The organism is Actinomadura gamaensis, assembly GCF_042652125.1.
In the GTDB taxonomy this organism is placed as follows: Bacteria; Actinomycetota; Actinomycetes; order Streptosporangiales; family Streptosporangiaceae; genus Spirillospora; species Spirillospora gamaensis.
Genome location: NZ_JBHSIT010000007.1, coordinates 235,106 through 252,743, shown reverse-complemented (window position 1 = coordinate 252,743; position 17,638 = coordinate 235,106). Strand labels below are relative to the sequence as shown.

Sequence of the window (17,638 nt, the reverse complement as noted above, 5' to 3'; positions counted from 1 at the left end):
CTCGCTCGCGTACGGCGTGTCCGAGGATCGCAACAGAGGAGCTACGGAAGCATGGATTACAAGGTCGCAGACCTTTCGCTGGCCGAGTTCGGACGCCGGGAGATCCGGCTCGCCGAGCACGAGATGCCCGGTCTCATGGCGACCCGCAAGGAGTACGCCGAGTCCAAGCCGCTGCGCGGGGCCAAGATCATGGGCTCGCTGCACATGACGATCCAGACCGCCGTCCTGATCGAGACGCTGGTCGAGCTCGGCGCGGACGTGCGCTGGGTGTCCTGCAACATCTTCTCCACCCAGGACCACGCCGCCGCCGCGGTCGTCGTCGGCCCCGACGGCACTGTGGACGACCCCAAGGGCGTCCCGGTCTTCGCCTGGAAGGGCGAGACCCTGGAGGAGTACTGGTGGTGCACCGACCAGGCGCTGCGCTGGCCGGACGGCTCCTACCCGAACATGATCCTGGACGACGGCGGCGACGCCACCCTGCTCGTCCACAAGGGCGCCGAGTACGAGGCCGCCGGGGCCGTCCCGTCCGCCGCGGAGGACGACCCCGAGGAGTGGAAGATCATCCTCGACACGCTCCGCCGCACCATCGCCGAGTCTCCCCAGCGCTGGACCGAGACCGCCGCGTCCATCAAGGGCGTCACCGAGGAGACCACGACCGGCGTCCACCGCCTGTACGAGATGGCCAAGGCGGGCACGCTGGCCTTCCCGGCGATCAACGTCAACGACTCGGTCACCAAGTCGAAGTTCGACAACAAGTACGGCTGCCGCCACTCGGTGATCGACGGCCTGAACCGCGCCACCGACGTCCTCATCGGCGGCAAGGTCGCGGTCGTCTGCGGCTACGGCGACGTCGGCAAGGGCTGCGCCGACGCCCTCAAGGGCCAGGGCGCGCGCGTCATCGTCACCGAGATCGACCCGATCTGCGCGCTGCAGGCCGCCATGGACGGCTTCCAGGTCTCCACCCTCGACGACGTCGTCGGCATCGCCGACATCTTCGTCACCACGACCGGCAACAAGGACATCATCCGCGCCGACCACATGGCCCGGATGAAGCACCAGGCCATCGTGTCCAACATCGGACACTTCGACAACGAGATCGACATGGCCGGCCTGGCCCGCACCCCCGGCATCGAGAAGATCGAGATCAAGCCGCAGGTGCACGAGTGGCGCTTCCCCGACGGCCACTCGATCATCGTCCTCGCCGAGGGCCGCCTGATGAACCTGGGCTGCGCCACCGGCCACCCGTCCTTCGTGATGTCCAACTCCTTCACCAACCAGGTCATCGCGCAGATCGAGCTGTTCACCAAGACCGAGGACTACCCGGTCGGCGTCTACGTCCTGCCGAAGCACCTCGACGAGAAGGTGGCCCGCCTCCACCTCGACGCCCTCGGCGTCAAGCTGACCACCCTCACCAAGGAGCAGGCCGACTACATCGGCGTCAACGTCGAGGGCCCGTACAAGCCCGACCACTACCGCTACTGATCCACCCGCGCCCCAGGGCCGGGCACACCCGCACAACCTGCGCACGTGCCCGGCCCCGCGCCCAATCCCATCCGGGTCCAGGTGCGGACACGAACAAGCCGCCCACACAAGCGCGGCCCGCACCCCGTCCGCACCCGCGCTCGCCAAGCCGCCAGCGCCCCTCCTCAAACACAGCGCAAATGCCCAAACCCGTCAGCGCTGACCCGCAACCCCCTCAAGGCACCAACACCCCACCGCCCGTGCGCCTGCCGCCCGTGCGCCTGCCGCCCGTGCGCCTGCGGACGGTGCGGACGTGGGCCTGCGGGCCGGGCGCGTGCGGGACGTGCGCCTGCGGACCGCGCGTCCGCCGACCGCGCGCCTGCGGGGCGTGCGCCTACGGATCGCGCGCCCGTGGACCGTGCGTCCGCCGACCGTGCGTCCGCCGACCGTGCGCCTGTGGACCGTGCGCCTGCGGACCGCGCCCGTGGACCGTGCGGCTGTGGACCGGGACCCGCCGACCGTGCGGCTGCGGACGTGGGCGTGTGGACGGGCGGGTACGGATCGCGCGAATGTGCGCGAGTGCCGAAACCGCGCGCCGAGGTTCGGGATTGAGATGTCAGCGCGGACGGGTTCGGGCATCACCGCGTGCAAGCGCTCGCAAGGGCCCGCACTGGCCGACGGCGCCATCAAGGCGCAGCGCGACCACCTCCGAGCGCGACGACATCCGAGCGCGACCACGTCCGAGCGCGACGGCATCCGAGTGACGTCGTAGTCGAGCGGTGGTCGAGTGGACGATAGCTGCGGGGTTCCTGAACGGGGTCTGCGGGAAAAGGGGCGGGCGAACGGGCACGGGGTAGTGTCCGGAGCGAAGCCTGGGGCCGCCGTGACGGCCGGGGAACCGGTCGCGCGGCGGCTCCGTCGCATCCAGCGCAAGTTCGAAGATCGACTGAGGGGGCAGGATGAGCGACGTCGCGGACGCCTCGCTGGCGTACGAGGGCGTCAAGCGGATCGAGTGGGCGGACCGCAGCATGCCGGTGCTGCGCCAGATCCGGGACCGCTTCGAGGACGAGCTCCCCCTCTCCGGCCTGCGCATCGCGGCCTGCATGCACGTCACGACCGAGACCGCCGGACTCATCCGGACCCTCCAGGCGGGCGGCGCGAGCGTGGCCCTCGCCGCCTCCAACCCGCTGTCCACGCAGGACGACGTGGCGGCCGCGCTCGTCCACGAGTACGGCGCGCAGGTCTTCGCCCGTGCAGGCATCGACCGCGAGGGCTACTACCGGCACATTCACCAGGCCCTCGAGACCGGTCCCGACCTGGTCCTGGACGACGGCTGCGACCTCGTCAACACGCTGCACACCGAACGCGTCGATCTGATCGACACGGTGCGCGGCGGCTGCGAGCAGACCACGACCGGCGTGATCAGGCTGCACCAGATGGCCCGCGAGGGCGCGCTGCGCTTCCCGATGGTGGCGGTGAACGACACCGACACCAAGCACATGTTCGACAACCGCTACGGCACCGGCCAGTCCACGCTGGACGGCATCGTCCGCGCCACCAACACCCTCCTCGCGGGCAAGACCATCGTGATCGCCGGCTTCGGTTACTGCGGTCGCGGCCTGGCCGAACGCGCCCGCGGTCTCGGAGCGCGCGTCGTCGTGACCGAGATCGACCCGGTCAAGGCCCTCGACGCCGCCCTTCAGGGCTACACCGTCCTCCCGATGATCGAAGCCGCCGGCGTCGGCGACGTCTTCATCACCGTCACCGGCAACCGCGACGTGATCACCGCCGAGCACTTCTCCCTGATGAAGGACGGCGGGATCCTCGCCAACTCCGGACACTTCGACGTCGAGATCGACGTCCGCGCCCTCGCGGAACTGGCCGTGGCCGTCCATCCCGGCGTCCGTCCGCAGGCCGACGAGTACGTCCTTGCCGACGGCCGCCGCCTGGTGCTCCTGGCCGAGGGACGCCTCGTCAACCTGGCCGCCGCCGAAGGCCACCCCGCCGCCGTGATGGACATGTCCTTCGCCGACCAGGCCCTGACCTGCGCCTGGCTGGCCGAGGCCGCCTCCACCCTCGCACCCGCCGTCCACGAGGTCCCGACCCCCATCGACACCGAGGTGGCCCGCCTCAAGCTCGCCTCCATGTCCATCTCCATAGACGCGCTAACCCCCGACCAGGAGGACTATCTCCATTCCTGGCGCCTAGGCACCACCTGATCCCCGAACTGCCAGACGTCCCCGCGTCCCACCCCAACCACCACGTTCGCCCCTCAAGCGCCGAAGCACCAGCCCGCACCTCAACCGCCTAGGCACCAGCCTCAACCGCCCAGGCACCAGCCCCAGTCGCCCAGGCGCCAGCCCCAGCCGCCTGGGCGCCAGCCTCAGTCGCCCAGGCGCCAGCCCCAGCCGCCTGGGCGCCAGCCTCAGTCGCCCAGGCGCCAGCCCCAGCCGCCTGGGCACCAGCCTCAGTCGCCCAGGCGCCAGCCCCAGTCGCCCAGGCGCCAAGCCCGACCCCAATCGCTCAAGCACCAGGCTCGCGCCCCAAAAGCCGCGCCGCCACGCCCGCGCCCCAAGCGCCGAGACGCCGCGTGCTCAGCCAAGTGCGGGGCGCCCAGGCCCGTGCCCCGAGCACCGCGCCCCCACGGCGGTCAGGTGGTCCGGTAGCAGGTGCTGTGCGGTGCCCACCACAGAGGGACGACGGGTGGGTTCTCCGCTACTGGGGAGTAGCGGAGCGCCCCGGCCCGGAAAATGCGGCTCGGCTGAGATAGCGTCGGCCGGATGCCGCGTGGAACTTACCTGCACCTGGAGGACGGGACCGAGGAGCGGTTCCAGTGTGCTCCTGGTCCTGGTGGCTGGCGTTATGTCGCGTCCCGGACGGACGGAACTCGTATCGATCTGGTCGTGGACGCGCGGTGGCGTCAGATCCGAGTCGAGATCGTCGCGCCGGACTGGTGGCTGCGCGGCGGTGTCACCGGACGTGAGGTCGCGTGGGTCCGCGCCTCCTCGTCCGGCGAGGCCAGCGAGCATTCGGCGCCGGCTTCCGGTTTCCTCGGCGAATCCCCGGCCTTCCTCATCGCTGCCGCGCACCATGTGACGAGGGGGCGCCTCACGTCCGAGGCCGCCTTTGACCCCGACGCTGACCGATCTGAGCTTTCCGATGCATTGACTCCAGTGCACTCGGAAGGGGCTCACGCGCCCACGGGCGCTCAGACCGTAGCGGGACAGAACCCGCCGACCGTAGGCGGACAGGGCGTTCAGGCGGACAGCAGTCACGACGTGCCCGCTTCGGCTGGGCAGGGCGACCCGGAACCGGCCGGCCGGAGCGTGCCCACCAGGGGCGATGTCGAGAGCAGCGGGACCGGCCAAGGCTTCGCGGGAGTCCGGGGCCCGGGGCACGGGACGGCGGTGGACGTGCGGCTTGTGCGTGTGAGCGGGGTCGTCCTCGCGACCCTGACTGAGGCATGGCGGTGGAGACTCGCTTCCGTGACGAGGCATGAGACCGAGACCGGCCCGTTGCCCGTTGGGCAGTATGAAGTGGCGGATCTGGCGACCGGGGAGATCCAGCACGTCCACATGGCGGGTGACGTCGTTCTGGACGCTCCAGGGATCGAACTCGTGGAGCTGGACGGTCCTCCTAACTTCCTTGTGGATTGAGACGAGGCGTGGGACGGCCAGGCTGCTCGGCTTTCTTCCTCAGGACGGTGTGACCGTCACGGTGTGGGTGGCGTGGGCCGGGTCGTTCCAGACCGACAGGACGCGCCGGGCGGGGTCCCAACGGTGGGCTCGGTCGGATGCGGTCACCTTGGGGGTTCCCGGATAGACGGTCGCCGGGAGCCAGATCTCGGTGGGGCCGGACGTGCCGGGCCGAGTCCGCCACGTCAGGGTGAAGGTCCCGGAGTTGTAGGCGATCTTGGTGGGGGTGCCCGCGACCGCCCGGGGGAAGGGGCGGGCCACGATCTTGCCGACCTCGGTCAGGTCGCCGGTGCGGTCGAGTGGCGCGATGGTCTCGGTCGAGCCGTCGGCCTGCGGGTCGTTCGACCAGTACGCCCATCCGATCCGGAGTTGGTCCGCCATGGACAACCAGTCGCGGGTGTAGTCGGCGGCGCCGGGCTGATCGAACGCCATCGCTCCGATCTCGCCGACCCACAGGGGAGTGTTCAGGCGGCGGGCCGCTTCCGTCATGTTCTTGCGCCAGAGGACGAACTCCGCCTGCACCAGCGACTTGAGCAGGCCGGTGTAGCCGCCGCCGATGTCCACTCCACCCGGGTAGAAGTGAGCGGTGAGGACGAGACGTGAACTCGGGTCGGAAAGCCGCGCGAGGCCGGTGGCCGTCAGCCGGTCGCGCTGCCCGACGAGCCTGCCGAGCGCTGCGCGGGCGCGTGGGTCGCGGATCTGACCGAGTGCGGTGCCGAGTCCCTCGTTGACGCCGAGCGCCTGCGGTTCGACGAAGACCCACTTCTGCCGATCCACCTGGCGGATCGCTGTCACGATGCGCTGGTAGAAGGGAGTGAGGACCGGCCCTTCGAAGAAGCCGAACTGTCTCGTCCCGCCGAACGGCTCGTTCATGAGGTCGTAGCCCAGAACGGCCGGATCTTCGGCGAACCTTGCCGCGACGTGTTTCCACATCGCCGCGTAGTGGCGCATGAGTTCCGGGTGCTTGCCAGTGTTGTTCCAGAAGTTGTCGTACGCGCGGAGCACGGCGGGTTGCAGGTACGTGAGTACCCACGGGTTCTGTGGCGTGCAGGGAAGGCCGTCGGTGAACGTGGCCCAGGCCGGTGCGCCGTTGCCCGAGCCCTCGCAGGCGGCCGGCCCGTAGATGTCCTGGTGCATGTCGAGGACCACGTTGATCCCTTGTTCCCGGTACCAGGCGACGCGCTGCGCCACCGCGTCCAGGTAGCGATCGTCGTACCGCCCCGGGCTCGGTTCGACGTTCTTCCACTGCACGAGGTAGCGGACGACGTTGCTGCCCAGCTTCTGCCGTTCGCCGACGACGTTCCGGCGCTCGATCCAAGGCAGGCCGGACGGCCCCTTCGCGCTCCCGGCGGTGTTGAGCCCGCGCAGAATGAGCGTCCGCCCCTGCGCATCCGTGATCGGGCGCAGCCCGTCGCCCTGGTCGGCGGACGCGGACTCGGGTGGCGAAACGACGGAGGAGGCCGAGATGAGCAGCGCGACCACGGCGAGACGGGCGGCGAGGGCGGAACGCGGCATGGCGAGCTCCTTGAGCAAGCGACCGACCAAACATGAAATTTCCTCGGAGGCTAGGCGGTGAGATCACCGCTGTCCATGGGCTGACGACTCCAGGATTCCGCGGCCGTCACTCACCGTGCCAACTCGGCGCCGAACTGTGGATAACTCGCGGGCAACTTGCCTCAGGCCCCTAGCCGACCAGCCCAAAGGCGCTCTTCGGGCGCGCGCTGACAGCGTGCCGGCCTGGTGCGCCGTCCTCAGCGCCGCACAGAACCCAGACACGAGACCGCGCCTGCCCACGGGGAAAGTCAGCCGAACACCCCGAGCAGCGAACAACTCCCGAGCAGGGAGAACCGCCGAGCAGTGAGAACCCGAGCGGCGAGAACCGCCGAGGGGCGAGAAGTATCGAGCGGCGAGAATTGCCGAGCGGCGAGGTGAAAGGCGGGTCAGCGGCCCTGGACGTACGGCCCCACGGGCGGAGCGTTAAGACCGGGACCGCCCGGATATGCCCCGGACGGCCCAGGCGCACCAACGGGATACGGCCCAGTCACAGGGACGCCCGCCGCGGTCGGCCATCCGCTTTGGGGAGGCCCAGCGGGGAGGGAAGCGCCAGTGGGGACGGGAGCGCCAGTGGGGAACTGCATGGGCGCGGGCCCGCCAGGGACGCCTACGGGTACAGGTGGCGGAGCCAACGGGTCGCGTGCCGCGCGGCGCAGCCGCTGTTCGCGCTGGCGCGCGAGGCGCTGCTCTTCACGGTGCCGCCGCTCGGCCAGGACAGCGGACAACAGGATCTCCGGGCGGACGCCAGGTGGCGGCGGGGGGCCGACGACGGCGAAGACCTGCTGCGTGATCCGCTCACCGAGCGAGTCGCGGACTTCCGGCAGCAGTTCCCAGAACCGCGCGAGGTACTGCCGCGCCGTCATCGCCAGCTCGTCGGGCAGGCGGGACAGTTCCAGGGTCCGAGCCCAGCCCGCCAGGAAGGGCGGCATCCAGGCCACCGGTCCGTACATTCCAGCGGCGGACACCCGTTCCTGGATGACCAGCGTTCCCGCGAACAGGTCGCCCAGGCGCTTTCCGCGCCGGTTGAACAGCGAGGTGAGCAGGGCCGGAGCGCCGTAGAACGTCCAGAACTCGATGATTCCGGCGAGCGCGCGCACGAGGGCTTGCCGGAACCGGATGGGGCCGCCATCGTCAGCCACGACTCGCAGCCCGACCGCGAGCTTGCCCAGCGTGCGCCCGCGCGTCAGGGTCTCGAACGCGCACGGATAGCCGACCAGTACGAGGGCCGTCACCAGGATCGACAATCCGGCGACCCAGGCGCTGTCCGCGACCGTCCCGACGATGCTGACGAGCGCGAGGGCGAAGTCCAGCACCAACAGCTGCAGCAACACGTCGAGCAGGAGGGCGCAGCCGCGACTCGCGAGGCGGGCCACCCGCAGGTCGAGCGCGACGGCTTCACCGACGACGAGCTCCCCGTCCGCCTCCGTACGCGCCACGCTGACCTCGCTTCGCCGGTACGCCGGACCCGCTCCGGGCCATGGCGACACTCGTCGTGTTTCGGACAGCCTAAGCCGTTAGGCTCCCTCGGGTGGACGTCGATGCGTACGTGGCCGCGCACAACGCCGAATGGCAGCGGCTGGAGAAGCTGGTCAACTCCTCCCGCAAGCGTACGGGCGCGGAGATCGACGAACTGGTCGAGTTGTACCAGCGAACCGCGACGCATCTGTCGGCGATCCGCTCCAGCGCTCCGGATCCCGCTCTGGTCGCCCGTCTGTCCTCGCTCGTCGCGCGCGCACGAGCCGCCGTCGCGGGCGCGCAAGCACCGATGTGGCGGGACGCGACGCGCTTCGTCACGGTCTCCTTCCCGGCCGCCGCCTACCGGATGCGGTGGTGGTGGATCGGAAACGCCGTTCTGGGAAACGTGCTCTCGCTGGCCCTGGCCATCTGGATCGTGCACAACCCGGCCGTTCAGGCGACGCTACTGGCTCCGCACGAGATCCGTGATCTGGTCGACCACGACTTCGCGAACTACTACACCGAGCACTCGGCGGCGTCGTTCGCGTTCCAAGTCTGGATCAACAACGCGTGGGTCTCGGCGACGGCCCTGATTTTCGGCATCCTGCTAGGGATCCCGACGATTTTCGTGCTGCTGACCAACCAGCTCAACCTCGGCGTCAACGCGGGCCTCATGTTCGCCTACGGCAAGGGCGACGTGTTCTTCGGACTGATCCTGCCGCACGGCCTGCTCGAGCTGACCGCCGTCTATCTCGCCTGCGGCGCCGGTTTGAAGCTCGGCTGGACCATCATCGACCCTGGCCCGCGTACGCGCTCGCGTGCCCTCGCTGAAGAAGGACGCGCGATCGCCAGCATCGCGTTGGGTCTCATCGGCGTGCTGCTGGTTTCGGGACTGATCGAGGGTTTCGTCACGGGTTACGTGCACCAGACGTGGCTTCGCATCGGCATCGGCGTTGTGGCGGAAAGTGCCTTCCTCGCCTACGTCATCACCTTGGGCCGCCGCGCGACTCGCTCTGGCGAGACCGGTGATGCGCTGGATCAGCCTGCCGTGGCCCCGACCGCTGGCTGAACGACACTTCCGCTACAGACGGCCAGCGGCTTTCAGGGCGAGATACGCGTCGGCCAGGGCAGGAGCGATGCGGTCCGGCGGAGCGTCCACGACCTCGACGCCGTAGGAGCGGAGTTCGGCGGTAAGGCGCCGGCGGTCCGCGCGTGCGCGTTCGGCGGCGGCCGCGTCGTAGACGGCGGCGAGGTCGCCGCGCGCGGCCGCCATCTCGTCCACCAGCGGGTCGGAGACTGCGGCGATCATCACGAGGTGGCGGGCGGTCAGGCCCGGCAGCAGCGGCAGCAGACCCTCCTCGAAAGCGGCCGGGTTCAGCTCCGTGAGCAGCACGATCAGGCTCCGGCGGCGGACCCGGGACATGATCGCGGAGACCATCCCGGCGGCGTCGGACTCGATCAGCGCGGGCTCCAGTGGAGCCATCGCCTCGACCATCGCCGACAGCAGGCCGGTACGCGACGCGTTCTCGCAGCGGGCGCGGACCGTCCGGTCGTACGCGAGGAGATCCACCCGGTCGCCCGCGCGCGAGGCGAGGGCCGCCAGCAGCAGCGCCGCGTCCATCGAGCAGTCGAGACGCGGAATGTCCCCGACTCGTCCCGCCGAGGTGCGGCCCGTGTCGAGCACCAGGTACAGGCGGCGGTCGCGTTCGGGACGCCACGTCCGGACGACCACGTCGTCGCGGCGGGCGGTCGCGCGCCAGTCGATGGAGCGGACGTCGTCGCCCACCACGTATTCACGCAGGGAGTCGAATTCGGTGCCCTGCCCCCGGATCATCGTCGAGTGCAGACCCGTCAGTTCGCGCAGGCGCGCGAGCCGCGACGGCAGATGCCGCCGGGACGGGAAGGCCGGCAGAACACGCAGCGTCCGGGGCGCGGGACGGGAAAGCTGCCGCGCGGCGAGACCGAGCGGTCCCACCGAACGGACGACCACCGTCACTGCTTCTCGGTCGCCGCGCCGCGTGGGCGTGAACGTTTGCTCGATCCGGCGGCGTTCGCCAGCGGGGACGTTGATTTTGGCCGTTCGCGGAGCGACCCCTGCGGACGGCGGCCACACATCCCGCAGGACGGCCTTGACTCGCCGCCGACCGGTGTTCTCTACGATCAGCCCCGCGCCGGCGGTCTCACCTAGGCGGACCCGAGTGTCACCCTCGCGGTGGAAGCGCAGCGCGCGCACGTTCCCGGCCAGGAACAGATCGACGACCACGCCGAGCAGCAGCAGTCCCCACAGGCCCAGCAGCAGACCTCCGCTGGGCACGAGCAGGGGGACGAAGGCCGCGGCGAGTGCCAGCAGCCCGAGCCGTCCGGTCAGCGCCATCAGCGGGGAGCGGGGACGTGGGCGAGGATGCCCTCCAGCACGCCGTCGGCGGTCGCGCCCTCCAGTTCGGCCTCCGGCCGGAGCTGGACGCGGTGCCGTAGCGTCGGCCGAGCGAGCGCTTTGACGTCGTCCGGCGTGACGTAGTCGCGGCCCATCAGCCACGCCCACGCGCGCGAGGTCGCCAACAAGGCGGTGGCGCCACGCGGAGAAACGCCGAGTTGCAACGAAGGCGCTTGGCGAGTGGCCCGGCACAGGTCCACGACGTAGGCGGCGACCTTCGGATCCAGGTGGACGGTCCGAACCGCGGCCTGCCCTGCTGCCAGATCGCTGGGGCCGGCTACGGGGCGCACTGCGGAGAGGTCCCGCGGGTCGAATCCGGCCGCGTGCCGCTGCAACATCGCGATTTCCTCGTCGCGCGTAGGCACGGGCACGGTCAGCTTCAACAAGAACCGGTCGAGCTGCGCCTCAGGCAGCGGATAGGTGCCCTCGTACTCGATGGGGTTCTGCGTCGCGCACACGACGAACGGGTCCGGCAGAGGCCGCGCGGAGCCCTCCACAGAAACCTGGCGTTCCTCCATGGCCTCCAGAAGGGAAGCCTGAGTCTTCGGAGGCGTTCGGTTGATTTCGTCGGCGAGCAGCAGGTTGGTAAAGACCGGCCCCTCACGGAACTCGAACTCAGCCGTGCGGTTGTCGTAGACCAGGGAACCGGTGACGTCGCCCGGCATCAGGTCGGGCGTGAACTGGACGCGCTTGAAACCGAGGTCCAACGCGTGCGAGAGGGTTTTCACCAGCAGCGTCTTGGCGGTTCCGGGAACGCCTTCCAGCAGCACGTGTCCGCGGCACAGCAACGCGATGACCAGTCCCGTGACGACCGGATCCTGCCCGACGACGGTCTTGGCCACCTCCCCGCGGAGGGCCGTGAGGGCCGCGCGCGGGTCCGACGTCGCCGGAGGGGTGTCCGACATCGCGGCGGAGTGGTCCACTGCCGTGGCGTCCGCTCCAGGGGCTCCTGCGGGCTGCATGGAGCGCTCCTCGGCGGAGGGCGCCGCTGCGGGGTTCCCGGCGGGCTCCCCGTCCCAGCCGAGCGGGGCCGAGTGGCTCATGACTGGCGTACCTGCCTTTCCAGGTCGTCGAGAAGGTCGGCGAGCGCGAGCAGTCCGGCATCGTCCACGGGCTCGGCTCCGCCTGGTCCAGGCTGTACGGGTTGTCCCGGTCGTCCGGGGAACGCATACCGGGCGGCCTCACCGGGATCAAGACCGTACAGGGCCGCGGCCACCGTCCGCTCATCGTGATCGGTGCGTGCGGCGACGGCCGTGACGACCTCGCGCACGGCTCCCGGATCCTGCGCGGGCAGGAGCTGAGCGACGGTTCGTGGCAATCCGATGAGCGGAACGATCCGGTCACGCGCGCCCGCGCGAAGGGCATCGGCCGCGCGCCCGCGTGCGCGGTGTGCCCGGTAGAGCCGGGATCGGCCGGTGACGGTCTCCGCCGAGCGCACGACTACGGGCAGCACCTCGGCGACCACCGGTCCGAGCCTTCGCCCTCGCCACAGGGCGACGGGGATGACGGCGACCAAGAGGCCGAAGAAGAACAGCTTGACGCCGTGGGGGAGGAGGTCGGTGAGCGTCCGGTCACCGGTCTGCTCACCGGAGTTCTCGTGGTGGACGTCCGGGATCAGCCAGACGACCTGAGAACGGGCTCCCACCAGGTTCATCGCGAGTGCGGCGTTCCCCGCGTCCGTGAGGTGCCCGTTGGTGAGCGGGCGTGCCGCGCCCAGCACCGTTACCGTCCGGCCACCAGTCTGGTACTGGACGACGCGAGGCTTCTTGGATTCCGGGTAACAACCGGTAGCGCCGGGCGGCACGGTGTAGGTCTCGGACTCGCCGAACTCGACCGATCTGGCCTGCGTCGCCGCCTGCAGACCGCATTGCGGGTCCGCTTGGAGAACGAAGGTCGGACCGTCCTGCTCGACACCGGGGGCAAGTGCCGCCAGCGTCTCGCGGCCCGGCTCGACGAGCAGCAGGTCACCGACCGAGCCGCGGAGCCGGTCGAGGTCCGAGCGGGTCAGGCGCTCCGAACGGGTCACCACCAGGATCGTGCCCGCGCCCGCGCGGGAGGCGGCCTCCGCGGCGTTCCGGGAGGCGTGGAAGCCGACTCCGCGGCTCTTCAGGACCTCGGCGAGCGCGCGTGTTCCGCCCGGCTTCGGCGACCCCGGGTCCAGGTCATCGGGCTTCCGCGAAGGCTTGAGGGCCGCCAGGACGATCCCGACGACCACCACGCACAGCAGGACGAGGACCACACCGCGCGCGGAACGCCAGCGACGCCCCGCCACCTGCCGGGCGGTCGGCTCCGCCGTCGTCACCACCGCGAACTCCAGCCGTCGGCGGGTAGCAGCTCGGCGTCGTCGAGGGACTTCGGCTTCGTGGAGCGCAAGCGCTCGTCAACGGCCGTGACGCGCGCGTACTCATCGGCACTACCGGGCCGGTCGCCGTACCAGACGTCATCGAAGATCCGCACGGCCGTCCGGAGATCGTCCGCGAGTTCGGGTAGCGCCATGCCCGCTTCCGTCGCGAGCTCGTCGGCGGTCCTTCCCGGACGCGGGGAGAGGATCGCCCGTTCCTCCAGATTCCGGGCCATCGCCCTGAGCCGCTCCCGGATCGCCCCGGGCCACTCTCCGGCGGCGGCCAGCCGCTCGGCCTCCGTCCGATGGTCGGACGAGGTGGACGGCTCGTCGTCCAGGAGCGCCTCGTTCTTGCTGGAGCGGCGGTTTCGGCCGCCACGCATCAGCCAGAACACCAACGCGACCGCCGCGATCACCAAGAGGATGATCACAGCGATCGAGATCCAGCCCTCCGCACCGCCGCCCTTGGCGTTGGGTGCCTGCGCGTGCGAGAACAGGTCCCGAAGCCATTCGGCGAGCCGCTCAAGCGTGCGTTCCAGCCAGGATGGCTTGTCCCGCTGGTAAACGGGCTTCTCCAGCTCCCGCCTGGCCAGTTCCCGCGCGGTGTCCCGGTCCACGGGAGGGGGATCGAGCAACGCGGGGATCACGGCGCCCCCTGCGTGTAGGTCGCTCCGGGAGCAGGGGCTACAGGAGGCGTCCGGACGGGCCAGGAGGGCGCGGTAGGACGCCAGAGCTCGAAAAAGTCGTCATCGCCCTCTGGAGCGGGCCGCGTGGCCAAATCCAGGTCAAGCCCTTCGCGGCGCATCCGTCGGTCCATGTAGAGCAGAGCGATCACCCCTGCGTCGAAAGGCAGCACCACGGACCAGCTCACGATCCGTCCGACCGTGTCCAGCGCAAGGGCCCCGAACACCTGGCCGTTGCCGGAGCCCGCATTGCCGAACAGCACCAACTGCGCGACCAGGAACGGGATCCGCAACGCGAAGAACCCCATGAAGACGGTGACGATCATGGCGAGCAGCAGCGTTCCGAACGTCCTCCACCAGCGGCCCTTGGAGAGGCGTCGCGCGCGCACGAGCGCCCCGCCGATGCCTGCCCGTTCCATGACCAGCGCGGGAACGCTCTGCACGAGCAACACGTACGCCCACAGCATCAGGACCAGCCCGACCGGAATTCCGAGCAGAGCCGAGAGCACCCCTATGGCCGGATGGGCCCCGCCGGCGACGGCCAAAGCGAACGGGAGTACCGGCACGGCCAATGCCGCCAGGGACATCACGATCACTACGGCGGCCATAAGGAGAAGCCGACCGAACCTGGGGCGCGCGTCCTGCCAAGCCCGTCCCAGCGAGATTTCCAGACCGAACATCGTGCGCGCGAGGACCGGAGCCAGAATTCCGGCCAGAATGAGGATTCCGAAGGCCGTGAACACCAGGTCGGTCGCGCCTAGCGTCGCCTGAGCGCCGACGGACCGGAGCAGCGCCCTGGGCGTGATCTCCCCGCGCGCCTCCCGGCCGATGAAGTAGTAGGCCAGGACGGAACCGACGACCTGGACGACCGTCGAGATCGCCACGGACAGCCCGAGGACGGTCCGGGGCCTGTACCGGATACCGGCGATGGCGCCGTCCAGCATTTCGGAGACCGACATGGGCCGGAACGGCACTTCGGTTCCGCGCGGCACGAGACGCCCCCTGCCGCCCGATTCCGCCATGCCGTCCCCCTGCCCCGTCCGTGTGTCGGGCCATCCTGCCATGAGGCGGCCATACCGGCTCAAGGAGTCACCACTCACCCGTCCTAGCGGAGGGTGAGGCCGCTATCGCGCGCACGCGGGCACCGCGCGCACGCGGGCGGACGAGCGCGATGGCGCGGATGGCGCCGCAGTGGATGACCGGGCCGATGAAGCGGCGAACGGGGCACGCGCGCATGAGCAAGTCCCATCCCGGACGATGACCATGCGAATACAGTCAACCCTCGGTGCCCTTCGGGAGTCCCTGTTTAAAATCCGGCCTCTGTGCGGGGCCGCGAAGCGGGTATGGCGGACTCTAAAGCCGTTCAGGGACGTCCTCCGCCCGGTGCCACCGGGCGGCGAAGCGCGACGTGGGAGGGGTCATGTATTCGGCAAAGACAGGTAACCTTGCACGCCAGGACATACCTCTACCCGGCGTGGCGTGGCCGCTCGGCGGCCTCCGCGCAGTCCACCCGATCCCGACTTTGTAGCGATGAGGGCCATGAGAGGACGTGTACTGGTCGTCGACGACGACCTCGCGCTGGCCGAGATGCTCGGCATCGTGCTGAGGGGCGAGGGCTTCGAGCCGTCGTTCGTCCACGACGGCGACAAGGCCCTGGAGGCGTTCCGGGAAACCCGGCCCGACCTGGTCCTGCTCGACCTGATGCTCCCCGGCGCGGACGGCATCGACGTCTGCCGCCAGATCCGGGCGGAGTCCGGCGTGCCCATCGTCATGCTCACCGCGAAGAGTGACACGGTGGACGTGGTCCTGGGCCTGGAATCGGGCGCGGACGACTACATCGTCAAGCCTTTCAAGCCGAAGGAGCTCGTGGCTCGTGTGCGCGCGCGACTGCGCCGCACGGACGAGCCCGCCCCCGAGACCCTGCAGATCGGGGACATCAGCATCGACGTGGCCGGACACTCGGTCAAGCGGGGCGACAAGCACATTCCGCTCACCCCGCTGGAGTTCGACCTGCTCGTCGCGCTCGCGCGCAAGCCGCGCCAGGTCTTCACCCGCGAGGTCCTGCTGGAGCAGGTCTGGGGTTACCGGCACGCCGCGGACACGCGCCTGGTGAACGTGCACGTCCAGCGGCTCCGCGCCAAGATCGAGAAGGATCCGGAGCGGCCCGAGATCGTCGTGACCGTGCGCGGGGTCGGCTACAAGGCCGGCCCGGCCTGACGCCTGCCCGCCGATGACCCCTCCGGCCCCCGCGGCCCCCGCCGCCTCCGCAGCCCCGCCCGCAGCCGTTCCCGGAACGGCCGGGCGGGTCCGGCGCGTGGTGTGGCGGCCGGTCCGGCGGTGGCTCGGCCGGGTCCGGCGGATCACGCGGCGCGTCGCGAGGGCCGCGTACGCGCGCTGGAGGCGGTCCATCCAGGTCCGCGTGGTCACCTCCACGCTGTTCATCTCGGCGATCGTGGTGGCGATCCTCGGGTTCTTCCTGATGCAGCAGATCACCACCGCGCTGATGGACGGCAAGACCAGGGCCGCTCTGGCGCAGCTCGACGAGGGGCTGGCGAGCCTCCAGCGGGACGTCGGGGTGTCCAACGACAGCGGCGACCGGCTCCGGAGCGCCGCCAACGGGCTGAAGTCGCGGAGCGGACCGTCCGGGCTCTACGAGGTCTACGTCCGAGACACCACGCAGACCTACATCGACGGGTACGCCACCAACGAGCTTCGGGCCCAGAGCGTCCCTCAGAGGCTCAGAGACGAGCTGAGAAGCGGCACGACGGGTACGCGGGCGTACACGTACGGCAAGCTGTCCTACACCGGCCACAGGGCCTCTGAGCGGGGTCTGATCGTCGCGGGCAAGACGGGTCATTACGAGGTGTACTACCTGTTCCCGCTCACGCAGGAGCAGCACACCCTCACGATCGTCAGCCGGTCCCTGGCCGGGGTCGGGGTCGTCCTGGTCCTGCTGCTGGCGGCCATCGCGTCCCTCGTGACCCGCCAGGTGGTCATTCCGGTACGGCTCGCGGCGCAGGGCGCGCAGCGACTCGCGGCCGGACGCCTGGAAGAGCGCATGCGCGTGCGCGGGGAGGATGACCTCGCGCGGCTCGCCAAGTCGTTCAACGACATGGCGGCCAACCTCCAGGAGAAGATCCGGGAGCTGGAAGACCTCTCCCAGGTTCAGCGCCAGTTCGTTTCGGACGTCTCCCACGAGTTGCGTACGCCGCTCACGACCATCCGCATCGCGGCCGACATGCTGTACGAGTACCGCGACACGTTCGACGATCCGGCGGTGGGGCGTTCGGCGGAACTCCTGCAAAGCCAGCTGGAGCGGTTCGAGTCCCTTCTCGCCGATCTGCTGGAGATCTCCCGTCACGACGCCGGAGCCGCGACGCTCGACGCCGAGTCGCTCGACATGCGCGACCTCGTGCTGCGCACGGTGGGGGACGTCCAGGGGCTGGCGGAGCGCAAGGGTTCCAAGGTCGTCCTGCAACTGCCGGGCGAGCCCTGTATGGCCGAGGTGGACCGGCGCCGTGTCGAACGCATCCTGCGGAACCTGCTGGTCAACGCCGTGGAGCACGGCGAAGGCGAGGACATCGTGGTGTCCGTGGCCGCCGACCGGGACGCCGTCGCCGTGACCGTCCGCGACCACGGCGTCGGGCTGAAGCCGGGCGAAGGGCAGATGGTCTTCGACCGCTTCTGGCGCGCCGACCCCGCACGCGCGCGCACGACGGGCGGCACCGGCCTCGGCCTCTCGATCTCCAAGGAGGACGCCCAGCTCCACGGCGGCTGGCTTCAGGCGTGGGGCGAGCCGGGGCAGGGCTCCCAGTTCCGGCTCTCGCTCCCGCGTAACGCGGGGGACGAGCTGAGGGGATCGCCCCTCCCGCTCGTGCCTCCCGGCGCCGGCGGGCGTCCCCTCTTCGCCGAGCTGGAGGCGGGGGACTGATGGCGGTCCATCGCCCGAGAACCACCCATGCGGCTTCGGAGGCTTCCGCTGTGCGCAGATGCTCGGACGGCCCTTCACGACGGT

At 70.2% G+C, this 17,638-nt stretch carries 13 protein-coding genes; 6 read left to right on the top strand and 7 right to left on the bottom strand.

What is annotated here, in order from left to right:
* The first annotated feature begins 51 nt into the window (after positions 1 to 51).
* The 3 genes from ahcY (ACFPCY_RS24325) (at position 52) to ACFPCY_RS24315 (ending at position 5,117) form a co-directional block, all read left to right on the top strand.
* The gene (gene ahcY, locus ACFPCY_RS24325; RefSeq protein ID WP_378258835.1) at positions 52 to 1,482 is read left to right on the top strand and encodes an adenosylhomocysteinase; all 1,431 of its coding nucleotides are present in this window, start codon (positions 52 to 54) and stop codon (positions 1,480 to 1,482) included.
* A gap of 938 nt (positions 1,483 to 2,420) precedes the next feature.
* A complete protein-coding gene (ahcY, locus tag ACFPCY_RS24320; protein ID WP_378258833.1) occupies positions 2,421 to 3,680 on the top strand; it encodes an adenosylhomocysteinase in 1,260 nt (419 codons plus the stop codon).
* A 561-nt stretch (positions 3,681 to 4,241) separates the two neighbouring features.
* Positions 4,242 to 5,117 carry a hypothetical protein gene (locus tag ACFPCY_RS24315; protein ID WP_378258831.1) on the top strand — a complete coding sequence of 292 codons (876 nt, stop codon included), beginning with the start codon at positions 4,242 to 4,244 and terminating at the stop codon, positions 5,115 to 5,117.
* A gap of 39 nt (positions 5,118 to 5,156) precedes the next feature.
* Here ACFPCY_RS24315 and ACFPCY_RS24310 read toward each other — a convergent pair whose 3' ends face one another.
* Entirely contained in the window at positions 5,157 to 6,671 is a 1,515-nt protein-coding gene (locus ACFPCY_RS24310; RefSeq protein WP_378258830.1) for a cellulase family glycosylhydrolase, read from the bottom strand.
* 425 nt (positions 6,672 to 7,096) lie between these two features.
* Entirely contained in the window at positions 7,097 to 8,146 is a 1,050-nt protein-coding gene (locus ACFPCY_RS24305) for an RDD family protein (RefSeq protein WP_378258828.1), read from the bottom strand.
* 92 nt (positions 8,147 to 8,238) lie between these two features.
* Between ACFPCY_RS24305 and ACFPCY_RS24300 the strand changes: the two genes are divergently transcribed.
* Positions 8,239 to 9,234, top strand: a complete 996-nt coding sequence (locus tag ACFPCY_RS24300; protein ID WP_378258827.1) for a stage II sporulation protein M — start codon at positions 8,239 to 8,241, stop codon at positions 9,232 to 9,234.
* A gap of 12 nt (positions 9,235 to 9,246) precedes the next feature.
* Here ACFPCY_RS24300 and ACFPCY_RS24295 read toward each other — a convergent pair whose 3' ends face one another.
* The 5 genes from ACFPCY_RS24295 to ACFPCY_RS24275 form a co-directional block, all read right to left on the bottom strand.
* Positions 9,247 to 10,539, bottom strand: a complete 1,293-nt coding sequence (locus ACFPCY_RS24295) for a DUF58 domain-containing protein (protein ID WP_378258825.1) — start codon at positions 10,537 to 10,539, stop codon at positions 9,247 to 9,249.
* The gene (locus ACFPCY_RS24290; protein WP_378259359.1) at positions 10,539 to 11,504 is read right to left on the bottom strand and encodes an AAA family ATPase; all 966 of its coding nucleotides are present in this window, start codon (positions 11,502 to 11,504) and stop codon (positions 10,539 to 10,541) included. The genes ACFPCY_RS24295 and ACFPCY_RS24290 overlap by 1 nt, the downstream gene beginning before the upstream one ends.
* A 134-nt stretch (positions 11,505 to 11,638) precedes the next feature.
* Positions 11,639 to 12,904 carry a DUF4350 domain-containing protein gene (locus ACFPCY_RS24285; protein ID WP_378258823.1) on the bottom strand — a complete coding sequence of 422 codons (1,266 nt, stop codon included), beginning with the start codon at positions 12,902 to 12,904 and terminating at the stop codon, positions 11,639 to 11,641.
* Entirely contained in the window at positions 12,898 to 13,587 is a 690-nt protein-coding gene (locus tag ACFPCY_RS24280) for a DUF4129 domain-containing protein (protein ID WP_378258821.1), read from the bottom strand. The genes ACFPCY_RS24285 and ACFPCY_RS24280 overlap by 7 nt, the downstream gene beginning before the upstream one ends.
* On the bottom strand, positions 13,584 to 14,645 hold the full coding sequence (locus tag ACFPCY_RS24275; protein ID WP_378258819.1) for a hypothetical protein: 1,062 nt from the start codon (positions 14,643 to 14,645) through the stop codon (positions 13,584 to 13,586). Before ACFPCY_RS24275 ends, ACFPCY_RS24280 begins: the two co-directional genes overlap by 4 nt.
* Before the next feature lie 517 nt (positions 14,646 to 15,162).
* Between ACFPCY_RS24275 and mtrA the strand changes: the two genes are divergently transcribed.
* Both mtrA and mtrB read left to right on the top strand, forming a co-directional pair.
* Positions 15,163 to 15,840, top strand: a complete 678-nt coding sequence (gene mtrA, locus ACFPCY_RS24270) for an MtrAB system response regulator MtrA (RefSeq protein WP_253871190.1) — start codon at positions 15,163 to 15,165, stop codon at positions 15,838 to 15,840.
* Positions 15,841 to 15,853: 13 nt separating this feature from the next.
* Complete coding sequence (gene mtrB / locus ACFPCY_RS24265; protein ID WP_378258817.1) at positions 15,854 to 17,554, top strand: MtrAB system histidine kinase MtrB; 1,701 nt, start codon at positions 15,854 to 15,856, stop codon at positions 17,552 to 17,554.
* Positions 17,555 to 17,638: the final 84 nt, after the last annotated feature.